The organism is Pseudomonas sp. 8AS (genome assembly GCF_902506505.1).
GTDB lineage: Bacteria > Pseudomonadota > Gammaproteobacteria > Pseudomonadales > Pseudomonadaceae > Aquipseudomonas.
The window spans coordinates 438,993-460,488 of record NZ_LR733406.1 but is presented as its reverse complement, the minus strand read 5'-3'; the positions used below and the strand labels follow the sequence as shown (position 1 = coordinate 460,488).

General features: G+C 67.6%; 22 protein-coding genes. 18 read left to right on the top strand and 4 right to left on the bottom strand.

Annotated features, from left to right (window positions below):
- Positions 1-116 precede the first annotated feature (116 nt).
- From GV001_RS02060 to GV001_RS02040, 5 genes are all read left to right on the top strand, one after another.
- The gene (locus GV001_RS02060) at positions 117-1,112 is read left to right on the top strand and encodes an AraC family transcriptional regulator (protein WP_160077633.1); all 996 of its coding nucleotides are present in this window, start codon (positions 117-119) and stop codon (positions 1,110-1,112) included.
- A 122-nt stretch (positions 1,113-1,234) separates the two neighbouring features.
- Complete coding sequence (locus GV001_RS02055; RefSeq protein ID WP_160077631.1) at positions 1,235-2,266, top strand: histone deacetylase family protein; 1,032 nt, start codon at positions 1,235-1,237, stop codon at positions 2,264-2,266.
- Between the two features lie 24 nt (positions 2,267-2,290).
- Positions 2,291-3,403, top strand: coding sequence for a polyamine ABC transporter substrate-binding protein (locus GV001_RS02050; protein WP_160077629.1), 1,113 nt, complete (start codon positions 2,291-2,293; stop codon positions 3,401-3,403).
- Positions 3,404-3,488: 85 nt separating this feature from the next.
- On the top strand, positions 3,489-3,674 hold the full coding sequence (locus GV001_RS02045) for an alpha/beta fold hydrolase (protein WP_160077627.1): 186 nt from the start codon (positions 3,489-3,491) through the stop codon (positions 3,672-3,674).
- Between the two features lie 441 nt (positions 3,675-4,115).
- On the top strand, positions 4,116-4,331 hold the full coding sequence (locus GV001_RS02040) for a DUF1127 domain-containing protein (protein WP_160077625.1): 216 nt from the start codon (positions 4,116-4,118) through the stop codon (positions 4,329-4,331).
- 65 nt (positions 4,332-4,396) lie between these two features.
- Here GV001_RS02040 and GV001_RS02035 read toward each other — a convergent pair whose 3' ends face one another.
- Genes GV001_RS02035 through GV001_RS02020 form a run of 4 tightly spaced genes read right to left on the bottom strand, consistent with a single transcriptional unit; the run spans position 4,397 to position 8,925 of the window.
- Positions 4,397-4,699, bottom strand: coding sequence for a P-II family nitrogen regulator (locus GV001_RS02035; protein ID WP_160077623.1), 303 nt, complete (start codon positions 4,697-4,699; stop codon positions 4,397-4,399).
- 1 nt (position 4,700) lies between these two features.
- Positions 4,701-5,660, bottom strand: coding sequence for a sodium-dependent bicarbonate transport family permease (locus tag GV001_RS02030; protein WP_160077621.1), 960 nt, complete (start codon positions 5,658-5,660; stop codon positions 4,701-4,703).
- 29 nt (positions 5,661-5,689) lie between these two features.
- Complete coding sequence (gene oadA, locus GV001_RS02025; protein ID WP_160077619.1) at positions 5,690-7,498, bottom strand: sodium-extruding oxaloacetate decarboxylase subunit alpha; 1,809 nt, start codon at positions 7,496-7,498, stop codon at positions 5,690-5,692.
- An 11-nt stretch (positions 7,499-7,509) separates the two neighbouring features.
- Positions 7,510-8,925: an acetyl-CoA carboxylase biotin carboxylase subunit gene (locus tag GV001_RS02020; RefSeq protein ID WP_160077617.1), complete on the bottom strand. Its 1,416-nt coding sequence runs from the start codon at positions 8,923-8,925 to the stop codon at positions 7,510-7,512.
- Between the two features lie 188 nt (positions 8,926-9,113).
- On the opposite strand from GV001_RS02020, the gene GV001_RS02015 reads away from it, so the two are divergent.
- The 13 genes from GV001_RS02015 (at position 9,114) to GV001_RS01955 (ending at position 21,401) form a co-directional block, all read left to right on the top strand.
- Positions 9,114-10,076 (top strand): LysR family transcriptional regulator, encoded by a 963-nt coding sequence (locus tag GV001_RS02015; RefSeq protein ID WP_178091794.1) that lies wholly within the window; start codon positions 9,114-9,116, stop codon positions 10,074-10,076.
- 73 nt (positions 10,077-10,149) lie between these two features.
- Positions 10,150-10,830 (top strand): GntR family transcriptional regulator, encoded by a 681-nt coding sequence (locus tag GV001_RS02010; protein ID WP_160077615.1) that lies wholly within the window; start codon positions 10,150-10,152, stop codon positions 10,828-10,830.
- Positions 10,831-10,946: 116 nt separating this feature from the next.
- The gene (locus tag GV001_RS02005) at positions 10,947-11,885 is read left to right on the top strand and encodes a 4-hydroxyproline epimerase (RefSeq protein ID WP_160077613.1); all 939 of its coding nucleotides are present in this window, start codon (positions 10,947-10,949) and stop codon (positions 11,883-11,885) included.
- A complete protein-coding gene (locus GV001_RS02000; protein ID WP_160077611.1) occupies positions 11,882-12,994 on the top strand; it encodes an FAD-binding oxidoreductase in 1,113 nt (370 codons plus the stop codon). Before GV001_RS02005 ends, GV001_RS02000 begins: the two co-directional genes overlap by 4 nt.
- The gene (locus GV001_RS01995) at positions 12,987-13,220 is read left to right on the top strand and encodes a 2Fe-2S iron-sulfur cluster-binding protein (RefSeq protein WP_160077609.1); all 234 of its coding nucleotides are present in this window, start codon (positions 12,987-12,989) and stop codon (positions 13,218-13,220) included. The genes GV001_RS02000 and GV001_RS01995 overlap by 8 nt, the downstream gene beginning before the upstream one ends.
- Positions 13,220-14,461 carry an FAD/NAD(P)-binding oxidoreductase gene (locus GV001_RS01990; RefSeq protein ID WP_160077607.1) on the top strand — a complete coding sequence of 414 codons (1,242 nt, stop codon included), beginning with the start codon at positions 13,220-13,222 and terminating at the stop codon, positions 14,459-14,461. The genes GV001_RS01995 and GV001_RS01990 overlap by 1 nt, the downstream gene beginning before the upstream one ends.
- Before the next feature lie 189 nt (positions 14,462-14,650).
- Positions 14,651-15,418: an AraC family transcriptional regulator gene (locus tag GV001_RS01985; RefSeq protein WP_178091793.1), complete on the top strand. Its 768-nt coding sequence runs from the start codon at positions 14,651-14,653 to the stop codon at positions 15,416-15,418.
- A gap of 305 nt (positions 15,419-15,723) precedes the next feature.
- Positions 15,724-16,488: a transporter substrate-binding domain-containing protein gene (locus GV001_RS01980; RefSeq protein ID WP_372238568.1), complete on the top strand. Its 765-nt coding sequence runs from the start codon at positions 15,724-15,726 to the stop codon at positions 16,486-16,488.
- 31 nt (positions 16,489-16,519) lie between these two features.
- Positions 16,520-18,262 carry an aconitase X gene (locus GV001_RS01975; RefSeq protein ID WP_160077603.1) on the top strand — a complete coding sequence of 581 codons (1,743 nt, stop codon included), beginning with the start codon at positions 16,520-16,522 and terminating at the stop codon, positions 18,260-18,262.
- 20 nt (positions 18,263-18,282) lie between these two features.
- A complete protein-coding gene (locus GV001_RS01970) occupies positions 18,283-18,948 on the top strand; it encodes an amino acid ABC transporter permease (RefSeq protein WP_160077601.1) in 666 nt (221 codons plus the stop codon).
- An 11-nt stretch (positions 18,949-18,959) separates the two neighbouring features.
- Positions 18,960-19,610: an amino acid ABC transporter permease gene (locus GV001_RS01965; protein WP_160077599.1), complete on the top strand. Its 651-nt coding sequence runs from the start codon at positions 18,960-18,962 to the stop codon at positions 19,608-19,610.
- On the top strand, positions 19,603-20,325 hold the full coding sequence (locus GV001_RS01960) for an amino acid ABC transporter ATP-binding protein (RefSeq protein ID WP_160077597.1): 723 nt from the start codon (positions 19,603-19,605) through the stop codon (positions 20,323-20,325). Before GV001_RS01965 ends, GV001_RS01960 begins: the two co-directional genes overlap by 8 nt.
- 38 nt (positions 20,326-20,363) lie before the next feature.
- Complete coding sequence (locus tag GV001_RS01955; RefSeq protein ID WP_160077595.1) at positions 20,364-21,401, top strand: proline racemase family protein; 1,038 nt, start codon at positions 20,364-20,366, stop codon at positions 21,399-21,401.
- Positions 21,402-21,496: the final 95 nt, after the last annotated feature.

Below are 21,496 nucleotides of genomic sequence, written 5' to 3'. Positions count from 1 at the left end.
CGAGGCGAAATAGACGCCCGGCGCACGCCGTCCATCACAGTTGGCGGTGACCCTCCGCTGCCTGCCGGGGCATACTTCTTGCGTCTGAATTGGCATCCTTCACTGGCGGTGTCGCCATGCTGCATTCCCACCTCACCACCCTGCACAGCGTCGCCCTGATCCTGCAGACCCTCGGCGACCACCCCGGCGTCAGCGCCGAAGCCCTGCTGGCCGGCAGCGGCATTCGCCTGGCCGACCTGCAGCACCCGGATATCCGCATCAGCACCGCCCAGGAAATGCGCGTGTGCGCCAATGCCCTGGCCCACTGCCAGGAGCTCGGCCTGCTGCTGGGCCGGCGCATGCACGTTTCCTCCTACGGCGCGCTCGGTTACACCCTGCTCGCCAGCGCTACCCTGGGTGACGCCCTGCGGCTGGCCCTGGAGTACCCGGCGCTGCTCGGCACCTACTTCGAGCTGAGCCTGGTGGACGACGGCGACAGCGTCTGGCTGTGCGCCGACGGCTACCGCGACCAGGCCGAACTGCAGACCTTCAACGTGGAGTTCTGCCTGGCCTCGATGAAGCTGATCTGCGACGACCTGCTCGGCCAGCCGCTGCCCCTGGTCGGCGCGCAGTTCCGCCATGCCGCCCCCGCCTACGAGGCGCAGTACGCCGCCAGCTTCGCCTGCCCGCACCAGTTCGGCGCCGCGCGCAACGCCTTCGGCTTCCCCCGCACCTGGCTGGAACGGCGCCTGCCGCTGGCCGACCCGGTGACCGCACGCGACATGCGCGAACAGTGCCGCCAGCTCAACGCCACCTTCGTCAGCCGGCAGACCCTGGTCACCCGCTGTCGCCAGCTGCTCGCCGCCCAGTTGCAGGCGCCGCCGGGGCTGGAAGGTCTGGCGGCGCAGCTGCACTGCTCGCCGCGCAGCCTGCGCCGCCACCTGCACGATGCCGGCAGCAGCTACCAGAGCCTGCTCGACGAACTGCGTTTCAGCCGCGCCCGCCAGCTGCTGGAACAGCAGGAGCTGCCCATCCACCAGATTGCCGAGGCCATGGGCTACAGTGAAACCGCCAGTTTCCGCCATGCCTTCCAGCGCTGGAGCGGGCTGCCGCCCAGTCGCTTCCGCGCCTGAGACGGGCATGCAGGTTTCAACAAATTGGCCACATCTATCCCCTTGTGGCCGCTCCGGTCGTTTTCTCCCGGCCACGGCACTGCCAACAATGGCGCCAGATGCATTGCCAGGAGAACAACAAGATGCTGACCTTCTACAGTGACGACCACCGCCTGCACCACGGCCGCTGCGAGCTGATCGACGGCGAGCTGAAGCCCTGCTTCGAAATGCCCTCGCGCGCCGACCACGTGCTGCAGCGGGTCAAGGAGCGCAACCTGGGCGAGGTGCGCGGCCCCAACGATTTCGGCATGGCGCCGATCGAGCGCATCCACGGCGCCGACTACCTCACCTTCCTCGAAGGCGCCTGGGCGCGCTGGGCGGCCGCGGGCAACCCCAACGGCGACCTGCTGCCCTTCACCTGGCCGGCACGCACCCTGCGCCACAAGCTGCCGGACAGCCTGCACGGCCAGCTCGGCTACTACAGCTTCGACGGCGGCGCGCCGATCACCGCCGGCACCTGGCAGGCCGTGTACAGCTCGGCCCAAGTCGCCCTCAGCGCCCAGCGCGAGATCGCCGCCGGCGCACGCAGCGCCTTCGCCCTGTGCCGGCCGCCGGGCCACCACGCCGCCGCCGACCTGATGGGCGGCTACTGCTACCTGAACAACGCCGCCATCGCCGCCCAGGCCTGCCTCGACCAGGGCGCCCTGCGGGTGGCCATCCTGGATGTCGACTACCACCACGGCAACGGCACCCAGTCGATCTTCTATGCGCGCAACGACGTGCTGGTGACCTCGATCCACGGCGACCCGAGCTTCGAGTTCCCGTTCTTCCTCGGCTATGCCGACGAGGTCGGCGAAGGCGCCGGGCGCGGCTTCAACCTCAACCTGCCGCTGGCCGCCGGCAGCGCCTGGGACGCCTGGGGCGCCGCCCTCGACAGCGCCTGCCAGCGCATCGCCGCCTATGCTCCGGACGTGGTGCTGGTCTCGCTCGGCGTCGACACCTTCAAGGACGACCCGATCTCCCAGTTCAAGCTCGACAGCCCGGACTACCTGCGCATGGGCCAGCGCATCGCCGCCCTCGGCAAACCGACCCTGTTCGTCATGGAAGGCGGCTACGCAGTGGCGGAAATCGGCATCAACGCCGTCAACGTACTCGAAGGTTTCCAGGGCGCCTGACGCGCCCCGCATGAGGAGAACAAGATGAACAAACTCCACCAGCTGATCGCTACCACCCTGTGCAGCACCGCCCTGCTGGCCGGCACGGCCCAGGTACAAGCCGCGGACCCGCAGCGCGAACTGCGCGTGTACAACTGGGCCGACTACATGCTGCCGTCGGTACCCAAGGAGTTTTCCCAGAACACCGGGATCAAACTGACCTGGGACCTGTTCGACACCAACGAGTCGCTGGAGGCCAAGCTGCTCACCGGCAACTCCGGCTACGACCTGGTGGTGCCGACCAATACCTTCCTCGAAAACGAAATCAAGGCCGGGGTGTTCCAGAAGCTGGACAAGAGCCAGCTGCCCAACTGGCAGCACCTCGACCCGGCCCTGCTCGAGCTGATGACCGCCAACGACCCAGGCAACCAGTACGCCGTGCCCTACATGTACGGCACCGTGCTGATCGGCTTCAACCCGGCCAAGGTCAAGGCCGTGCTCGGCGAGGATGCCCCGGTGGACAGCTGGGACCTGATCTTCAAGGAAGAGAACATCAGCAAGCTCAAGCAGTGCGGCGTGGCCGTGCTCGATTCGCCCGGCGAGATCCTGCCGATCGCCCTGCACTACCTGGGCCTGGATCCGAACAGTCGCACCCCGAAAGACTATGAAAAGGCCGGCGAGCTGATGCAGAAGATCAGCCCCTACATCGCCTACTTCCACTCGGCCAAGTACATGACCGATATCGCCAACGGCGACATCTGCGTGGCCATCGGCTACTCGGGCAGCTTCTACCAGTTCGCCAACCGCGCCAAGGAAGCCGGCAACGGCGTGGTGGTCGACTGGCGCCTGCCCAAGGAAGGCGCACCGCTGTGGTTCGACTCCTTCGCCATTCCGAAAAGCGCGAAGAACGTCGCCGAGGCCCACGAGTTCCTCAACAACCTGCTGGAGCCGAAAGTGGTGGCGCCGATCTCCGACTTCCTCGGCTACCCCAACCCGAACAAGGACGCCATGCCGCTGGTGCAAGCCGCAATCCGCGACAATCCCAACCTGACCCCGACCGCCGAGGCGCAGAAGACCCTCTACGTGTTGCAACCGCTGCCGCAGAAGATCGAGCGGGTGCGCACCCGCACTTGGAGCAAGATCAAGACCGGCAGCTGAGCCCCAGCCAGCCCGGCGCCGACCGCCCGGCCGCTGCCGGACGGCGGGATGGACGGCGGCGGCAGCGGCTTGGCTGCAGGTGCCGGTGCTCTACCTGGTCGGCCGGCAGTCGCCGGTCTCGGCCCGCGAAGTCGCCCGCCTGCTCGCCGGCGCGCTGCCCCAGGCGCAGCGGGTGGAATTCGCCGAGCTCGGCCACATGGGCCCGATCACCCATCCGCAACGGGTCAACCCGCTGATCGCCGACTTCCTCCAGCGCCACTGTGCTGCTTGAGCCCTGCTCAGGCGCCGCGGATACACGACCCCAACTGCTGCCGTCTTGGCCGATTAGCTGGCCCGGCATCGGCCAGCGGCAACGTGGCGATTTGCATGGGCACCATTGAGAAAATCATGGACCGCCGCGACGGCCGGAAACAGCACGATCCGGGCAATAACAGATCGACAATTATCCGGCTCAGAAAACAACTGTACCGCCACCAATTTGCCGCAATTCTCATCAGCTGCAGTGGAAAGTCTCGCCATTGCGCCTACTGCCTGACTTTTCACGGATGACCAGTACAGTTGCCGACAAAAAAGCAGAACAGTTACCAAGCTGACTAACAAATAGCCCTGCAATTAACCGCAGCTGTGCCTACAAAAACGACCATTTAGTCAGGAAAATACTTCTCCAGACGAACACACTCTCACCCCGCCACAAGCGGAAGGAAGCACCACCATGGAACGTACCCTCAGTTCCGACTCGCTCTTTCAAGACAGCTCCAGCAACGCCCGCGGCAGCCTGCCGCTGCAGGTCATCGCCACCCTGTTGCTGTGGAAACGCCGCATCGTCAGCCGCCACCAGCTGGCCCGCCTGGACGAACGCCTGCTGGCCGACGCCGGCATCAGCCTGTACGAGCGCCAGGTCGAGGTCAGCAAGCCGTTCTGGCGCTGAGTCCGGCCGATACGAACAAAGGGGAGCCTAGGCTCCCCTTTTTCTTGCTCATACGAGTCGCGCTGCTAGAACTTCTCCGGGCGCAGCACCTGCACGTCGGACAGATAGCAGACCATCGCGTAGTTGGCGTAATAGCGCTGCTGCAGGTGCTCGGCGATGCACTCGGCCAGCTCGCGCGCACAGATCACCTCCAGGCGGATGTTGCCTTCGGTGTCCCAGCCGGCGCTGCGCACGCCGCGGCCGCCACGGCCACGGGCGTCGGAAATGGTCCAGCCCGGCGCGCCCAGGGTTTCCAGGTCGGCCAGCAACTTCTTCTCCAGCGCCGCTTCGCCAATCACGGTGAGCAAGGTGCGAGTATGTACGTTCATCTCAAAGCCCCCAGGCGATCAACTGTTCGGCCAGCGCCAGATAGAGCGGTATGCCGACCAGGATATTGAACGGGAAGGTAATGCCCAGCGAAGCCGTCAGTGACAGCGAGGGATTGGCCTCGGGCAGGGCCAGGCGCAGCGCCGCCGGCACGGCAATATAGGACGCCGAGGCGGCCAGGGTGGCGAGCATCGCCGTGCCGCCCAGACTCAGGTCCATACCTCGCGCCAGCAAGGCGCCAATCAGCGCGCCGAGCAGCGGCATGAGCAGGGCGAAGGTCGCCAGGCGCAAGCCGAATTGCTTCAGCGCACCCAGCTGGCCGGAAGCGATCAGGCCCATTTCCAGCAGGAAGAACGCCAGCACCGGCTTGAACATGCTGGTGTACAGCGGCTCCAGCGGCTTGATCGCCTCCTTGCCGGCGATGGCACCGATCACCAGACCGCCGAGCAGCAGCATGATGCTCTTGCCGAGGAATATCTCGCGGCCCAGCTCTCTCCAGTCGGTACCGCGACTGACACCCTTGGCCAGCAAGATGCCGACCAGAATTGCCGGAATCTCCAGAATCGCCACGAACAGCGGCATGTAGCTCTCGAAGTAGATCTCGCGCGACACCAGGTAAGCCACCACCACGGCAAAGGTACCCGCACTCACCGATCCATAATGCGCGGCCACCGCCGCCGCATTGACTCGGTCAAAGCGCAGCCCGCGCAACAGGGCGAAGGCCAGCAACGGCAAGCCGATACCTAGCCCCAACACCTGTGCCGCCTGCCCCAAAAGTTGCAGGCTGGCCTGCTCGGCCAGCTCCACGCCTCCATGCAGACCAATGGCCAGGAGCAGGATGATCGATAGCGTCTCGTACAACGCCGCCGGTAGTTTCAGCTCACTCTTCAATAGCCCGGCGACCAGACCGAAGACGAAGAACAACACCACCGGGTCCACCCCACACCTCCTTTCTGAAGACAAAAAAAGGGGCGCTTACGCGCCCCTGGGACTCAACCTTCGATCTCCACCAGCACTTCACCGGGGGTCACCCGGTCGCCCTTGGCCACGTGGATGGCCTTGACGGTACCGGCGATCGGCGCCTGCACTTCGGTTTCCATCTTCATCGCCTCGGTGATCAGCACGGCCTGGCCGGCCTTGACCTGATCGCCTTCCTTGACCAGCACCTCGACGATATTGCCCGGCATGGTGGTACTGACATCGCCCGGGGCGCTGGCGCTCTTGCGCTTGCTGCCGCCACCGCCGACGAACTGGTTGAGCGGCTCGAACACCACCTCTTCCGGCATGCCGTCGATGGACAGGTAGAAGTGGCGCTTGCCGTCGCCCTTCACGCCGACGCCGGTGATGTCCACACGGTAGCTCTCGCCGTGCACGTCGATGACGAACTCGGTCGGTACGCCTTCGCCGCCGGCCGCGGCCACGCCGCCGGCTTCCGGGATCGGCAGCAGCACTTCCGGGGTCAGGGTGCCGGCGGCGCGCTCTTCCAGGAACTTGCGGCCGATGTCGGGGAACATGGCGTAGGTCAGCACGTCTTCCTCGGACTTGGCCAGGGCGCCGATTTCCTCGCGCAGCTTGGCCAGTTCCGGCTTGATCAGGTCGGCCGGGCGCACGTCGATCACGTCCTCGCTGCCGATCGCCTGGAAGCGCAGGTGTTCGTTGATCTTGCCCGGCGCGCGGCCGTAGCGGCCCTGCAGGTACAGCTTGACCTCGTTGGTGATGGTCTTGTAGCGCTCGCCGGCCAGCACGTTGAATACCGCCTGGGTGCCGACGATCTGCGAGGTCGGGGTGACCAGCGGCGGGAAGCCGAGGTCTTCGCGCACCTTGGGGATCTCGGCGAACACTTCGTTGATGCGGTGCAGGGCGCCCTGCTCCTTCAGCTGGTTGGCCAGGTTGGACATCATCCCGCCCGGCACCTGGTTGACCTGCACGCGGGTGTCCACGGCGGTGAACTCGCTCTCGAACTGGTGGTACTTCTTGCGCACGGCGTAGAAGTACAGGCCGATTTCCTGCAGCAGCTCCAGGTCCAGACCGGTGTCGTATTCGCTGCCCTTGAGCGCGGCGACCATCGACTCGGTGCCCGGGTGGCTGGTGCCCCAGGCGAAGCTGGAGATCGCGGTGTCGATATGGTCGGCACCGGCCTCGATGGCCTTGAGCTGGCACATGGCGCCCATGCCGGCGGTGTCGTGGCTGTGCACGAACACCGGCAGGTCGATCTCGGCCTTCAGCGCCTTGACCAGGTCGGCGGCGGCGTAGGGGGTGAGCAGGCCGGCCATGTCCTTGATCGCGATCGAGTCGATGCCCATGGCCTGCATGGCCTTGGCCTGCTCGACGAAGGCGGCCACGGTGTGCACCGGGCTGGTGGTGTAGCTCAAGGTGCCCTGGGCATGCTTGCCGGCGGCCTTCACCGCCTCGATGGCCACGCGCAGGTTACGCACGTCGTTCATCGCGTCGAAGATGCGGAACACGTCGATGCCGTTGACCGCGGCCTTGGCCACGAAGGCGCGCACCACGTCGTCGCTGTAGTGGCGGTAGCCGAGCAGGTTCTGCCCGCGCAGGAGCATCTGCAGGCGGGTGTTGGGCAGCGCGGCCTTGAGCTTGCGCAGGCGCTCCCAGGGGTCTTCCTTGAGGAAGCGCACGCAGGCGTCGAAGGTGGCGCCGCCCCAGACTTCCAGGGACCAGTAGCCGACCTGGTCGAGCTTGTCGCAGATCGGCAGCATGTCTTCGGTGCGCATGCGCGTGGCGATGATCGACTGGTGGGCGTCGCGCAGGATGGTATCGGTAACGGTGATCTTCTTAGTCATGGCTCAATTCCTCACAGGCCGGCGTGGGCGGCGATGGCGGCAGCGATGGCCAGGGCCAGCTCGTCCGGTTTGCGCTTGATCGAATAGTTGGTCAGTTCCGGATGGGCTTCGACGAAGCTGGTGTTGAACTGGCCGCTGCGGAACTCGGGGTTACGCAGGATTTCCTGGTAGTAAGCGGCAGTGGTCTTCACCCCCTGCAGGCGCATGTCGTCCAGGGCGCGCAGGCCGCGGTCCATCGCCTCTTCCCAGGTCAGTGCCCATACGATCAGTTTCAGGCACATGGAATCGTAGTACGGCGGAATGGTGTAGCCGGTGTAGATCGCCGTGTCGGTGCGCACGCCGGGGCCGCCGGGGGCGTAGTAGCGGGTGATCTTGCCGAAGCTGGGCAGGAAGTTGTTCTTCGGGTCTTCGGCGTTGATGCGGAACTGCAGGGCGAAGCCGCGGTACTGGATGTCTTCCTGCTTGACCGACAGCTCCAGGCCAGAGGCGATGCGGATCTGCTCGCGCACCACGTCGATGCCGGTGATCTCCTCGGTGATGGTGTGTTCCACCTGCACCCGGGTGTTCATCTCCATGAAGTACACCTCGCCCTCGGCGAGCAGGAACTCCACGGTGCCGGCGTTCTCGTAGCCCACCGCCTTGGCCGCGCGCACGGCCAGGTCGCCGATATAGGCGCGCTGCTCGGGGGTCAGCTGCGGGCTGGGGGCGATCTCGATCAGCTTCTGGTTACGGCGCTGGATCGAGCAGTCGCGCTCGTACAGGTGCACGGTGTTGCCGAAGCTGTCGGCGAGGATCTGCGCCTCGATGTGCTTGGGATTGACGATGCATTTTTCCAGGAACACTTCGGCCGAGCCGAAGGCCTTGGTCGCCTCGGAAATCACCCGCGGGAAATTCTGTTCCAGCTCCTCGCGGCTGTTGCAGCGGCGGATGCCGCGCCCGCCGCCGCCGGAGGTGGCCTTGAGCATCACCGGGTAACCGATGCGCTCGCCTTCGCGCAGGGCCTCGGCGATATCCGCCACGTTGCCCTCGGTGCCCGGGGTGCAGGGCACGCCGGCGGCGATCATGCTGCGCCGCGCCTCGGTCTTGTCGCCCATGCGGCGGATCACCTCGGCGCTGGGGCCGATAAACTTGATCCCGCGCTCGGCGCAGATCTCCGCCAGCTCGGCGTTCTCCGAGAGGAAACCGTAGCCGGGGTGGAGGGCGTCGCAGCCGGTTTCCACGGCCAGGTTCACCAGCTTGCGCGGGTTCAGATAGCCGGCCAGCGGGTCTTCGCCGATGCTGTGCGCCTCGTCGGCGCGCTTGACGTGCAGCGCCATGCGATCCGCCTCGGAATACACGGCCACCGAGCGGATGCCCATCTCGGCGCAGGCGCGCACGATACGGACGGCAATCTCGCCGCGGTTGGCGATGAGGATCTTCTTGATCACGAGCCTGGTTCCTCGATCACGTGAACAAACGGCCGCAGCAGGGCGGTCGACGGGTGACCGTACGAAGTGTAGCGGTCTTGCATTTACCCTACGCCGACGCGGTGATTAACCAAAATCAATATTTGTTGGGTTAGCCATTAGTAAAGACTTATAGTTGAACGAGTCAACCTTACCGGCGAGCCCTGGAAATGCGTAAATCATTGATGCGCATGACATTTCGTCAGCTGCAGATTTTCCGTGCGGTATGCGAGAGCCGCTCCTACAGCCGCGCCGCCGAGGAAATGGCCCTCACTCAGCCGGCCGTGAGCCTGCAGATCCGCCAGCTGGAGGAGCTGATCGACCAGCCGCTGTTCGACTACGTGGCCAAGAAGCTCTACCTGACCCCCGCCGCCGAGGCGCTGCTGAAAGCCAGCGAGGACATCTTCGGCCGCCTGGAGAGCCTCGACATGCAGCTCTCCGACCTGCAGGGCTCGCTGCAGGGCCAGCTCAACCTGGCGGTGGAGTCCAGCGCCAAGTACCTGGTACCGCACCTGTTCGCCGCCTTCCGCGCCCAGCACCCGGAAGTCAGCCTGCAGCTGGTGGTGATCAACCATGCCCAGGCGGTCAGGCGCCTGTCGGTAAGCCGCGACGACCTGCTGATCATGTCCCAGGTGCCCAGCGAGCTGGCGCTGGATTTCTTCCCGTTCTTCACCAACCCGATCATCGCCGTGGCGCCGCCGAACCATCCGCTGTGCTCGCTGCAGCGCCTGCGCCTGAGCGATCTCAGCGGCTTCCCCCTGCTGGTGCGCGAGGCCGGCTCGGGCACCCGCCGCGCCTGCGAGGAATACTGCCACCAGAAGCGCGCGCACTTCGCCCAGGTCATCGAGATCGGCTCGAGCGAATCCCAGGTCGAGGCGGTGATCGCCGGCCTCGGCCTGGCCCTGCTGCCGCGCCACGCGGTGCGCCTGGAACTGGCCGCCGGGCTGCTGCGCGAGCTGCCGGTGGAGGAACTGCCGCTGCTGCGCAGCTGGTGCGTGGTGCACGGCCGCGGCAAGCGCCTGTCGCCGGTGGCCCAGGCCTTCCTCGACTTCATCCGCGCCGAGCGGCTGCAGATCAACCAGCTGGCCGAGCGCTTCAACCAGCCCGGCCCGCGCAACGAAGACGAGCGGTAGAGGCCGCGCCAAGCGAAGCCAAGAGAACTTCGTATATTATATTCGCAAGACCTCAGCCATCAGGTATCGTCCCGTGCCTCTACCCACCTTCAGCGCGCCCAATCTTGGGCTCGCGCCATCGGCTTCGGAAACCATCGCCAAGCACCTGCGCGAGGCGATCATCTCGGGGCACTTCGCCGAGGACGAGCCGATCCGCCAGGACGACATCGCACGGCTGTTCAACGTCAGCAAGATCCCCGTGCGCGAGGCGCTCAAGCGCCTGGAAGCCGAAGGTCTGGTGCTGTTCCAGCGCAACAAGGGCGCGGTGGTCACGCGCATCTCGGAACCCGAGCTGGCGCAGATGTTCGAGGTGCGCGTGCTGCTCGAGGTGCAGGCCATTCGCCTGGCCGTGCCGAACATGACCGAGGCCACCTTCGCCCGGGCGGAAAGCATCTGCCAGGCGTTCCTCGGCGAGCTGGACGTGGGCCGCTGGGCCGAACTGAACTGGCAACTGCACACCTGCCTGTACGAGCCGGCCCAGCGGCCGTTCCTGGTCAGTCTGATCCGCTCCATCCACGACAAGCTGGAGCGTTATCTGCGCATGCAGATGAGCCTGTCGGAAGGCAAGGAGCGCGCCGACCACGAGCACCGCGACATCATCGCGGCGTGCCGCGCCGGGAATGCCGACCTCGCCGCGCAGCTGATCGAGGCGCACATCAACGGCGTCTGCCAGACCCTCTACGCCCAGCTGCCCGGCTACAAGCAGGGCACCTGACCGGGCGCCCGCCGCTGTGCCGATTTCGTCAGAGGGCCGGCCGAAATCCATCAAGCCGGGCGGGGCCGCGCAGGGTCACCCTTGCAGGCACCTTCCCTGCCCGTGGGGCCTGCCTGATGCAACGTATCCGTGTCCTCGACTCGCACACCGGCGGTGAACCGACCCGCCTGGTACTCGACGGTTTCCCCGACCTGGGCCCTGGCAGCATGGCCGAACGCCGCCAGTTGCTGGCCGAGCGCTTCGACCAGTGGCGCAGTGCCAGCGTGCTGGAACCGCGCGGCAGCGATGTGCTGGTCGGCGCCCTGCTGTGCGCGCCGGTCGAGCCGAGCGCCTGTGCCGGAGTGATCTTCTTCAACAACAGCGGCTACCTCGGCATGTGCGGCCACGGCACCATCGGCCTGGTGGCGTCCCTGGCCCACCTCGGGCGCATCGGCCCGGGCGTGCACCGGATCGAGACGCCGGTCGGCACGGTCGAGGCGACCCTGCACGAGGACCGCTCGGTCAGCGTGCGCAACGTCCCCGCCTACCGCCTGCACCAGGACCTGAGCCTGGAAGTCCCCGGCTACGGCCGGGTCTGCGGCGATGTCGCCTGGGGCGGCAACTGGTTCTTCCTGATCGCCGAGCACGGCCTGCGGGTTGCCGGCGACAACCTGGAAGCGCTCATGGCCTACAGCTGCGCGGTGCAGCAGGCCCTGGAGCACCAGGGCATCCGCGGCGACGACGGCGGCCTGATCGACCACATCGAGCTGTTCGCCAGCGATGCGCAGGCCGACAGCCGCAGCTACGTGCTGTGCCCGGGCAAGGCCTACGACCGCTCCCCCTGCGGCACCGGCACCAGCGCCAAGCTGGCCTGCCTGGCGGCCGACGGCAAGCTGCAGCCGGGGCAGGTCTGGCGCCAGGCCAGCGTGATCGGCAGCCAGTTCGAGGCCAGCTTCCAGTGGGCGGCCGACGGCTCGCAGATCATCCCGACCATTCGCGGCCGCGCCTACCTCAGCGCCGAAGCCGAGCTGCTGATCGAGGACGAGGATCCGTTCGCCTGGGGCATCCGCCTGTGAGCGATGCGCGCAGCGCCGACATCATCGTCATCGGCGCCGGCATAGTCGGCGCCGCCTGCGCCCATCAGCTGGCCCGCCGCGGCCTGCGCGTGCTGGTGCTGGACGCCGGCCTGCGCGCCGCCACGGCCGCCGGCATGGGCCACCTGATCGTGCTCGACGACAACCCGGCGGAACTGGCGCTCAGCCAGTACTCGGTGCAGCGCTGGCGCGACTGGGCCCACGAGATGCCCGAGGACTGCGCCTACCGGCAGAACGGCACGCTGTGGCTGGCCGCCAATGCCGAGGAAATGGCCGTGGCCGAAGCCAAGTTCGGCGTCCTGCGCGAGCACGGCCTGGCCTGCGAGCTGCTCGGCGCCCAAGCCCTGGCCGACTGCGAACCGGAGCTGCGCGCCGGCCTGCATGGCGGCCTCAAGGTCACCGGCGACGGCATCCTGTATGCCCCCAGCGCCGCCCGCTGGCTGCTGCAACAGGCCAATATCAGGCTGCGCCCGGCCCAGGTGGTGGAAGTCGCGGGCAACCGCGTGCGCCTGGCCGACGGCCAGTGGCTGGGTGCCGACGCCGTCATCCTGGCCAACGGCATGCACGCCACCGACCTATGTCCGGAGCTGCCGATCGAGCCGAAGAAAGGCCACCTGCTGATCACCGACCGCTACCCCGGCATGATCCGCCATACCCTGGTCGAGCTGGGCTACGTCACCAGCGCGCACAACGCCAGCGGCCCCTCGACCGCCGCCAATATCCAGCCGCGCCCGACCGGCCAGCTGTTCATCGGCGCCTCGCGCCAGTTCGGCACCAGCGACCCCGAGGTCGAGCCCTGGATGCTGGCCAAGATGCTGCGCCGCGCCGTCGACTACATACCCGGCCTGGCCCGACTCAACGGCATCCGCGCCTGGACCGGTTTCCGCGCGGCCAGCCCGGACGGCCTGCCCCTGCTCGGCGAACACCCGCACCAGCCCGGCCTGTGGCTGGCCGTCGGCCACGAAGGGCTCGGCGTCACCACCGCCCCCGGCAGCGCCGACCTGCTGGTCGCCCAGCTGTTCGGCGAGCAGGCGCCGCTGCCCGTCGCCCCCTATCTGCCCCAGCGCTTTCTCGGAGACGCGCATGCCTGAACTCAGTCTCGACGGCCGCCCGCTGCGCGTGGCCGAAGGCACCACGGTGGCCGCCGCCCTGGCGCTCGGCGCCGACGGCTGCTGCCGCTCCTCGGTCAGCGGCCAGCGCCGCGCGCCGTTCTGCGGCATGGGCATCTGCCAGGAATGCCGGGTGGACATCGACGGCCAGCGCCGCCTGGCCTGCCAGACGCTGTGCCGCGACGGCATGCGGGTGGAGACGCGCTGATGCATGTCGACCTGCTGATCATCGGTGCCGGCCCCGCCGGCATGGCCGCCGCCCTGGCCGCCGCCCCCAGCGGCGCGCGCATCGCCGTGCTCGACGACAACCCGGCCGCCGGCGGGCAGATCTGGCGCGACGGCCCGCAGGCGCAGCTGCCGGCGCTGGCCCGCGAGTACCGCCAGCGCCTGGCCGCCCAGGCCAATATCGAGCTGCTGCCGGCCACCCGCGTGGTCGCCCTGGCCGGCCCCCAGGCGCTGCTGGTCGAAGACCCGCAGCAGGGCCGGGTGATCCACTACCAGAAACTGATTCTCTGCACCGGCGCCCGCGAGCTGCTGCTGCCCTTCCCCGGCTGGACCCTGCCCGGCGTCACCGGCGCCGGCGGCCTGCAGGCGCTGATCAAGGGCGGCCTGCCGGTGCAGGGCGAGCGCATCGTCATCGCCGGCAGCGGCCCGCTGCTGCTGGCCAGCGCCGCCACCGCCCGGCACAACGGCGCCAAGGTGCTGCATATCGCCGAACAGGCCGGCTGGAGCGCCGTGGCCGGCTTCGCCGCACAGCTGCCGCGCTGGCCGCACAAGCTGCTGCAGTCCTTCGGCCTGTTCCACCCCGGCTATCGGGCGAACAGCCATGTCATCGAAGCGCTGGGCGACGGCCGCCTGGAGGCCGTGCGCCTGAGCATCGGCGGGCAGATCCGGGAAGTCGCCTGCGAGCGCCTGGCCTGCGGCTTCGGCCTGATTCCCAATCTGCAGCTGGGCCAGGCCCTGGGCTGCCGCATCGACGACGGCGCCATCGCCGTCGATGCCTGGCAGGCCAGCAGCCTGGCCGGGGTCTACGCCGCCGGCGAGAGCACCGGCTTCGGCGGCAGCGAAAAGGCCCTGGTCGAAGGCGCCATCGCCGGCCATGCGGCGGTCGGTGAGCACGCCGCGGCGCAGCGCCTGTGGCCGCAGCGCCAGCGCTGGCAGCGCTTCGCCGCCGCACTGAACGCCGCCTTTGCCCTCGGCAACGAGGTGAAAAAGCTGGCCCGGCCGGACACCCTGATCTGCCGCTGCGAGGACGTACCGCTAGCGGCCGTGGCCGATCAGCACGGCTGGAGCCAGGCCAAGATGGCCAGCCGCTGTGGCATGGGCGCCTGCCAGGGGCGGGTCTGCGGCGGCGCCGCCCAGGCGCTGTTCGGCTGGCAGCCGGCGGCGCCACGCCCGCCCTTCAGCCCGGCGCGCATCGACACCCTGCTCCAGCTCGGCGACGACTGAGCCCGTAGGATGGCTTGAGTCGCCTGCGACGATAGCCATCGCAGTGGCCCGCGATGGGTATCGCTGCACTCAACCCAGCCTACCGGAATAGCGCGCGAGCCTTCTAACAGGCGCCAAGGTGGCAGAGCGCTTGTCCGTTGCCGCCGTCGCTGCGCAGAATGGGCGCCTCCCAGCCCCGGCCCATCGCCCATGCTCGACCTGCTGCCGCCCGCCCCCGCCGACCTGCCCAGCCTGCTCGCCAGCCTGGGCGCCGTGGCGCCGCTGTTCGACGCCCTGCCCGGGGTGGTGTTCTTCATCAAGGACGAGGCGGCGCGCTACGTCATGCTCAACCAGACCCTGGTGCAGCGCCTGGGCTACCGGCACAAGGCCGAGCTGCTCGGGCGGCGCGCCGAGGAAGTCTTCCCGGACCGTTTCGGCACCCTCTATACGGCCCAGGATCACCAGGTCCTGGCCTCCGGCACCCAGCTCGAAGACCAGCTGGAGCTGCACCTCTACCCCGGCCGCCAGGCCGGCTGGTGCCTGACCCACAAGCTGGCACTGCGCGATGCCCAGGGCCGCATCATCGGCATGGCCGGGGTGTCCTGCGACCTGCCCAGCGCCCACTCCAACCACCCGGCCTACCGCAAGGTGGCGGCGGTCGATGCGCATATCCGCCAGCATTACGCCCAGCCCATCAGCCTCGGCGAGCTGACCGCGATTGCCGGCCTGTCGGTGGCCCAGCTGGAGCGGCACTGCAAGCGCATCTTCCAGCTCAGCCCGCGGCAGATGATCCACAAGGCCCGCCTGGGCGCGGCCACCCAGCTGCTGGGCCAGGATCTGCCGATCACCGAAATCGCCCTGCGCTGCGGCTACACCGACCACAGCGCCTTCAGCCGCCAGTTCAAGGCCCACACCGGCCTGTCGCCCAGCCAGTATCGCGACTCGCTCGGCACCCGCGCGCAGCCCACTGCGCCATAACGAGACACGCCGCTCCTTTATGTAACACCTGGGCGTAACCGTACGGCACATTTCGTGACTGTCCGGTCTCGCTCTCACGTTCCTTTCGCTACGCTGAACACGTCAGGCCTGCATTGCAGAGCGCTCCGGGCCGCCCGCAGGGCCACCGGGCAAGCTGGCATGCACTCTGCATATAAAATATCGTATACGAAATCTTCGGAACTTAATCCGATCCAGCACCTGCCCAACCGAACGACAGAAGAGAGATATCCATGAAATCCAAGCTTCTTTCCGTAGCAGTCTGCACCCTTCTCGGCTCCACCCTGATGAGCAACGCCTACGCCGACAAGCTCGATGACATCATCGGCTCCGGCAAGCTGCGCTGCGCCGTGACCCTGGACTTCCCGCCCATGGGCCTGCGCGATGAAAACAACGAACCCGCCGGCTTCGACGTCGACTATTGCCATGACCTGGCCAAAGTCCTCGGGGTCACCGCCGAAGTGGTCGAAACCCCCTTCCCGGATCGCATCCCGGCCCTGATCTCCGGGCGCGCCGACGTCATCGTCGCCTCCACCTCCGACACCCTGGAGCGCGCCAAGACCGTGGGCATGACCGTGCCCTACTTCGCCTTCCAGATGGTCGTGCTGACCCGCGAGGACGCCGGGGTGAACAGCTACGCCGACCTCAAGGGCAAGAACCTCGGCAACACCAGCGGCACCTATGAGGCCATCGCCCTGGAGAAGGACCAGAAGGCCTGGGGCGAAGGCAGCTTCCGCGCCTACCAGTCGCAGAACGACACCATCCTGGCCGTGGCCCAGGGCCACATCGACGCCACCGTGGTGACCAACACCGTGGCCGCCGCCACCCTCAAGTCGGGCAAGTACAAGGGCCTGAAGATCGCCGGCGACGCGCCCTACGTCGTCGACTACGTGTCCCTGGCCGCCAAGCGCAGCGAGTACGGCCTGATCAACTACCTCAACCTGTTCGTCAACCAGCAGGTCCGCAGCGGCCGCTACCAGGAACTGTGGCTGAAGTGGGTGGGCAAGGACATCGCCCCGGCCAACCTGACCGTTCCCGGCGTGTACTACTGATAACGCCCCGCCCAAGCCTGGAGACATCTGTATGTCTGAAGTCCAGATCAGCGGCCGCAGCCTGGTGCACGGCAGGGGCCAGGGCCCCTGGCTGTGCGCCGATGTGGGCCTGAGCTTCTGGGGCGGGATCGACCCGCTCAGCGGCGAGGTGATCGATCGTCACCACCCGCTGAGCGGTCAATCGGTGGCCGGGCGCGTCCTGGCCATCCCCAGCGGACGCGGCTCCTGCACCGGCAGCAGCGTCATGCTGGAACTGATCCTCAATGGTCATGCCCCGGCCGCCCTGGTGCTGGCCGAGGCCGACGAAATTCTCAGCCTCGGCGTACTGGTCGCCGAGCTCATTTTCCAGCGTTCGCTGCCGGTGCTGTGCATCGGTCATGAGCGCTTCGCCGAACTGCCCCGCGCCGGCTTCGCCCGCCTCGACGGCGAGCACCTGCAGCTGTTCGACCAGGCTCCGGCAACGGCCTGGCAGGCCGACGGCGCAAGCGTCGTGGCGCCGGCCACCAGGGTGACACTCAGCGCCGTCGACCAGGCCCTGCTGGCCGGCGAACACGGCAAGGCCGCCCAGGTCGCCATGCAGCTGCTGCTGCGCATGGCCGAACTGCAGGGCGCCGACGCGCTGATGGATATCCGCCAGGCGCACATCGACGGCTGCATCTACACCGGCGAGGCCTGCCTGCGCTTTGCCCGCCAGCTGCTCGAATGGGGCGCCCGCGTGCGGGTGCCGACCACCCTCAATGCCATCTCGGTCGACCAGCGCCGCTGGCGCGCCCTGGGCATCGACCCCGCCTTCGGCGAACCGGCCAGTGCCCTGGGCGATACCTACATGGCCATGGGCGCGGCGCTCAGCTATACCTGCGCGCCCTACCTGCTGGACAGCGCCCCCGAGCGCGGCGAGCAGATCGCCTGGGCCGAGTCCAATGCGGTGGTCTACGCCAACAGCGTGCTCGGCGCGCGGACCCTGAAATACCCGGATTTCCTCGATATCTGCATCGCCCTGACCGGCCGCGCGCCGCATATCGGCTGCCACCTCGACGCCGGCCGCCGGGCCACCCTGCGCATCGATGTGCCGGCCCTGGACGGCGCCGACGATGCCTTCTGGCCGCTGCTCGGCTACCACGTCGGCCTGCTCTGCGGCAGCGCCATCCCGGTGATCTGCGGCCTGGAGCGCAGCGGCGCCGGCAGCGACGAGCTGAAGGCCTTCGGCGCGGCCTTCGCCACGACCTCGGCGGCGCCGATGTTCCATATCGCCGGCATCACCCCGGAAGCGCCCGATGCCGAAAGCGCCCTGGGCGGCCAGGCGCCGCTGCGCCACCTGCGGGTCAGCCAGGCCGACCTGCTGGGCAGCTGGCACGAGCTGAACAACGCCAGCGAGCCCGCGGTGGAGCTGGTCGCCCTGGGCAACCCGCATTTCTCCCTCGGCGAATGCGCGCGCCTGGCCGAGCTCTGCCGCGGCCGCCGCAAGCATGCGCAGACCGCCATGGTGGTGACCTGCGGTCGCGCCGTGTTTGATCAGGCGGCAGCCGCCGGGCATGTCGCCTGCCTCGAGGCATTCGGCGTGCAGCTGGTCACCGACACCTGCTGGTGCATGCTCGACGAACCCGTCGTGCCGCGCCAGGCCCGGCGCCTGATGACCAATTCGGGCAAGTACGCCCACTACGCCCCCGGCCTGGTCGGCCGTCAGGTGCACTTCGGCAGCCTTGCCGCGTGCGTCGACGCCGCCTGCACGGGAACCAACCCCCTCCACGTTCCGGCCTGGCTCGGTCGCCACTGAGTCAAGGGAGCCACAGCGCGATGTTCGACTACACCTTTCACTGGCACACGGCGCTCAAGGCGCTACCGGACATGCTCGGCGGCGCCTGGGTGACCCTGGAGACCGCCGCCCTGTCGATGATCTTCGGCGTCCTCATCGCCCTGCTGCTGACGGTCATGCGGCAGATGCACAACCCGCTGCTGCGCCACTTCGCCAATACCTGGGTCTCGATCGCGCGCAACACGCCGTCGCTGTTCCAGATCTACATCCTCTACTTCGGCCTCGGCACCTTCGGCCTGCATGTCAGTTCCTGGGTCGCCCTGCTGGCGGGGATCACCTTCAACAACGCCGGCTACCTGGCGGAGAACTTCCGCGGCGGCCTCAAGGCGGTGCCGGACACGCAGATGCGTGCCGCGCGCTCGCTGGGCATGAGCGCGTTTCAGGCCTACCGCATGATCATCGTGCCGCAGCTGCTGCGCATCGTCTTCCACCCCCTGTCCAACCAGATGGTCTGGGCGGTGCTGATGACCTCGCTGGGGGTGATAGTCGGGCTCAACAACGACCTCACCGGCGTGACCCAGGACTACAACGTGAAGACCTTCCGCACCTTCGAGTACTTCGCCATGGCGGCGGTGCTCTATTACCTGATCGCCAAGACCATCGTGCTGGCTGCACGGCTGATGGCCTGGCGCCTGTTCCGCTACTGAGGAAGGCCGACATGTTTACTACCAGCCTCACCTCCAACGACCTGCTGTTCATGCTCAACGGCGCCTGGGTGACCCTGCAGCTGACCGCCGGCGCCATGCTCATCGGCACCCTGGCCGGGGTCATCTTCGGCCTGCTGCGCGCCTCCGCGCCGCGCCTCAGCCTGCCGCTGGCCTGGCTGCTGGATGTGTTCCGCAGCGTGCCGCTGCTGATCCAGTTCGTCCTGTTCAACTCGATGAAGAGCATCGCCGGGCTCGACATCAGCGCCTTCAGCGTCGGCTGCCTGGTGCTGGGCGTCTACTGCGCGGCCTTCTGCACCGAGATCGTGCGCAGCGGCATCCTCGCGGTGTCGCCCAACGTGCGCCGCGCCGCCCGCTCGCTGGGCATGAACTACTGGCAGGACCTGCGCTACATCGTGCTGCCGCTGGCCACCCGCGTGGCCTTCCCCGGCTGGCTGAACCTGGTGCTGTCGGTGATGAAGGACACGGCACTGGTCATGTGGATCGGCATCATCGAGCTGCTGCGTGCCTCGCAGACCGTGGTTACGCGCATTCAGGAGCCGCTGCTGGTGCTGTGCATCGCCGGCCTCATCTATTACGTCATGAGCCTGGTCGTGGCCCGCCTCGGCAACCGGCTGGAAAAAAGGTGGCAGGAAAATGATTGAGATCGACAACGTCTATAAATCCTTCGGCGAGCTCGAAGTCATCAAGGGCGTCAGCCTGACGGTGAACAAGGGCGAGGTGGTGTCGATCATCGGCGGCTCCGGCTCCGGCAAGTCGACCCTGCTGATGTGCATCAACGGCCTGGAGCCGATCCAGAAGGGCAGCATCCGCGTCGACGGCATCGAGGTGCACGCGCCGGGCACCGACCTGAACAAGCTGCGGCAGAAGATCGGCATCGTGTTCCAGCAATGGAACGCCTTCCCCCACCTGACCGTGCTGGAGAACGTCATGCTGGCGCCGCGCAAGGTGCTCGGCCTGAGCAAGGAAGAGGCCGAGGCCATGGCGGTCAAGCAGCTCACCCACGTCGGCCTGGCGGAGAAGCTCAAGGTGTTCCCCAGCAAGCTTTCCGGCGGCCAGCAGCAGCGCATGGCGATCGCCCGCGCCCTGGCCATGAGCCCGGACTACATGCTGTTCGACGAGGCCACCAGCGCCCTCGACCCACAGCTGGTGGGCGAGGTGCTGGACACCATGCGCCTGCTCGCCGAGGAAGGCATGACCATGATCCTGGTGACCCACGAGATCCGCTTCGCCCGCGACGTGTCCGACCGCGTGGCGTTCTTCCGCAACGGCCTGGTGCACGAGATCGGCTCGCCCGAGCAGGTCATCGGCAACCCGCAGAAGCCGGAGACCGCGGACTTCCTCAAGTCGGTGCTGTAACCAGCCCCAAGCCCATCCCCGCCAACCAGGAGACAGCAATGCGTTCGAGCAAGGTCATCCATGTGGTCAGCTGCCACGCCGAAGGCGAGGTCGGCGACGTCATAGTCGGCGGCGTCGCCCCGCCGCCAGGCGCCACCGTCTGGGAGCAGTCGCGCTGGATCGCCCGCGACCAGGAGCTGCGCAACTTCGTGCTGAACGAGCCGCGTGGCGGCGTGTTCCGCCACGTCAACCTGCTGGTGCCGGCCAAGGACCCGCGGGCGCAGATGGCCTGGATCATCATGGAACCGGCCGACACCCCGCCGATGTCCGGCTCCAACTCGCTGTGCGTGTCCACCGTGCTGCTCGACAGCGGCATCCTGCCGATGAGCGAGCCGCAGACCCGCCTGGTGCTGGAGGCCCCCGGCGGGCTGATCGAGGCCGTGGCCGAGTGCTCGGGCGGCAAGGTGCAGCGGGTCGAGGTGAAGAACGTGCCGTCCTTCGCCGACCAGCTGGACGCCATGATCGAGGTCGAAGGCCTCGGCAGCCTCAAGGTTGACACCGCCTACGGCGGCGACAGTTTCGTCATCGCCGATGCGCGCACCCTGGGCTTCGCCCTGAGCGCCGACGAGGCCGCCGACCTGGCCGCCATGGGCCTGAAGATCACCCGCGCGGCCAACGAGCAGCTGGGCTTCGTCCACCCCACCAACCACGACTGGGACCACATCTCCTTCTGCCAGATCGCCGCCCCGCTGGAGCGCGTCGACGGCGTGCTGAGCGCCGCCAACGCGGTGGTGATCCGCCCCGGCAAGATCGACCGCTCGCCCTGCGGCACCGGCTGTTCGGCACGCATGGCGGTGATGCAGGCGCGCGGCCAGCTGCAGGTGGGCGAACGCTTCGTCGGTCGCTCGATCATCGGTTCAGAGTTCCACTGCCGCATCGACAGCCTGACCGAGGTTGCCGGGCGCCCGGCCATCGTCCCCTGCCTGTCCGGCCGGGCCTGGATCACCGGCACCCACCAGCACCTGCTCGACCCCGACGATCCCTGGCCGCAGGGCTACCGCCTCTCGGATACCTGGCCGGTCGAGCCGAAGCCGTAACCGCTGTTTTTCAAGATTTGCCAACCGCCGCCTCGCCGGCGCTATGAACCGGGCTCAGGCCCAACCCGTGTAAACAAGGGCTGAAAACGACCCTT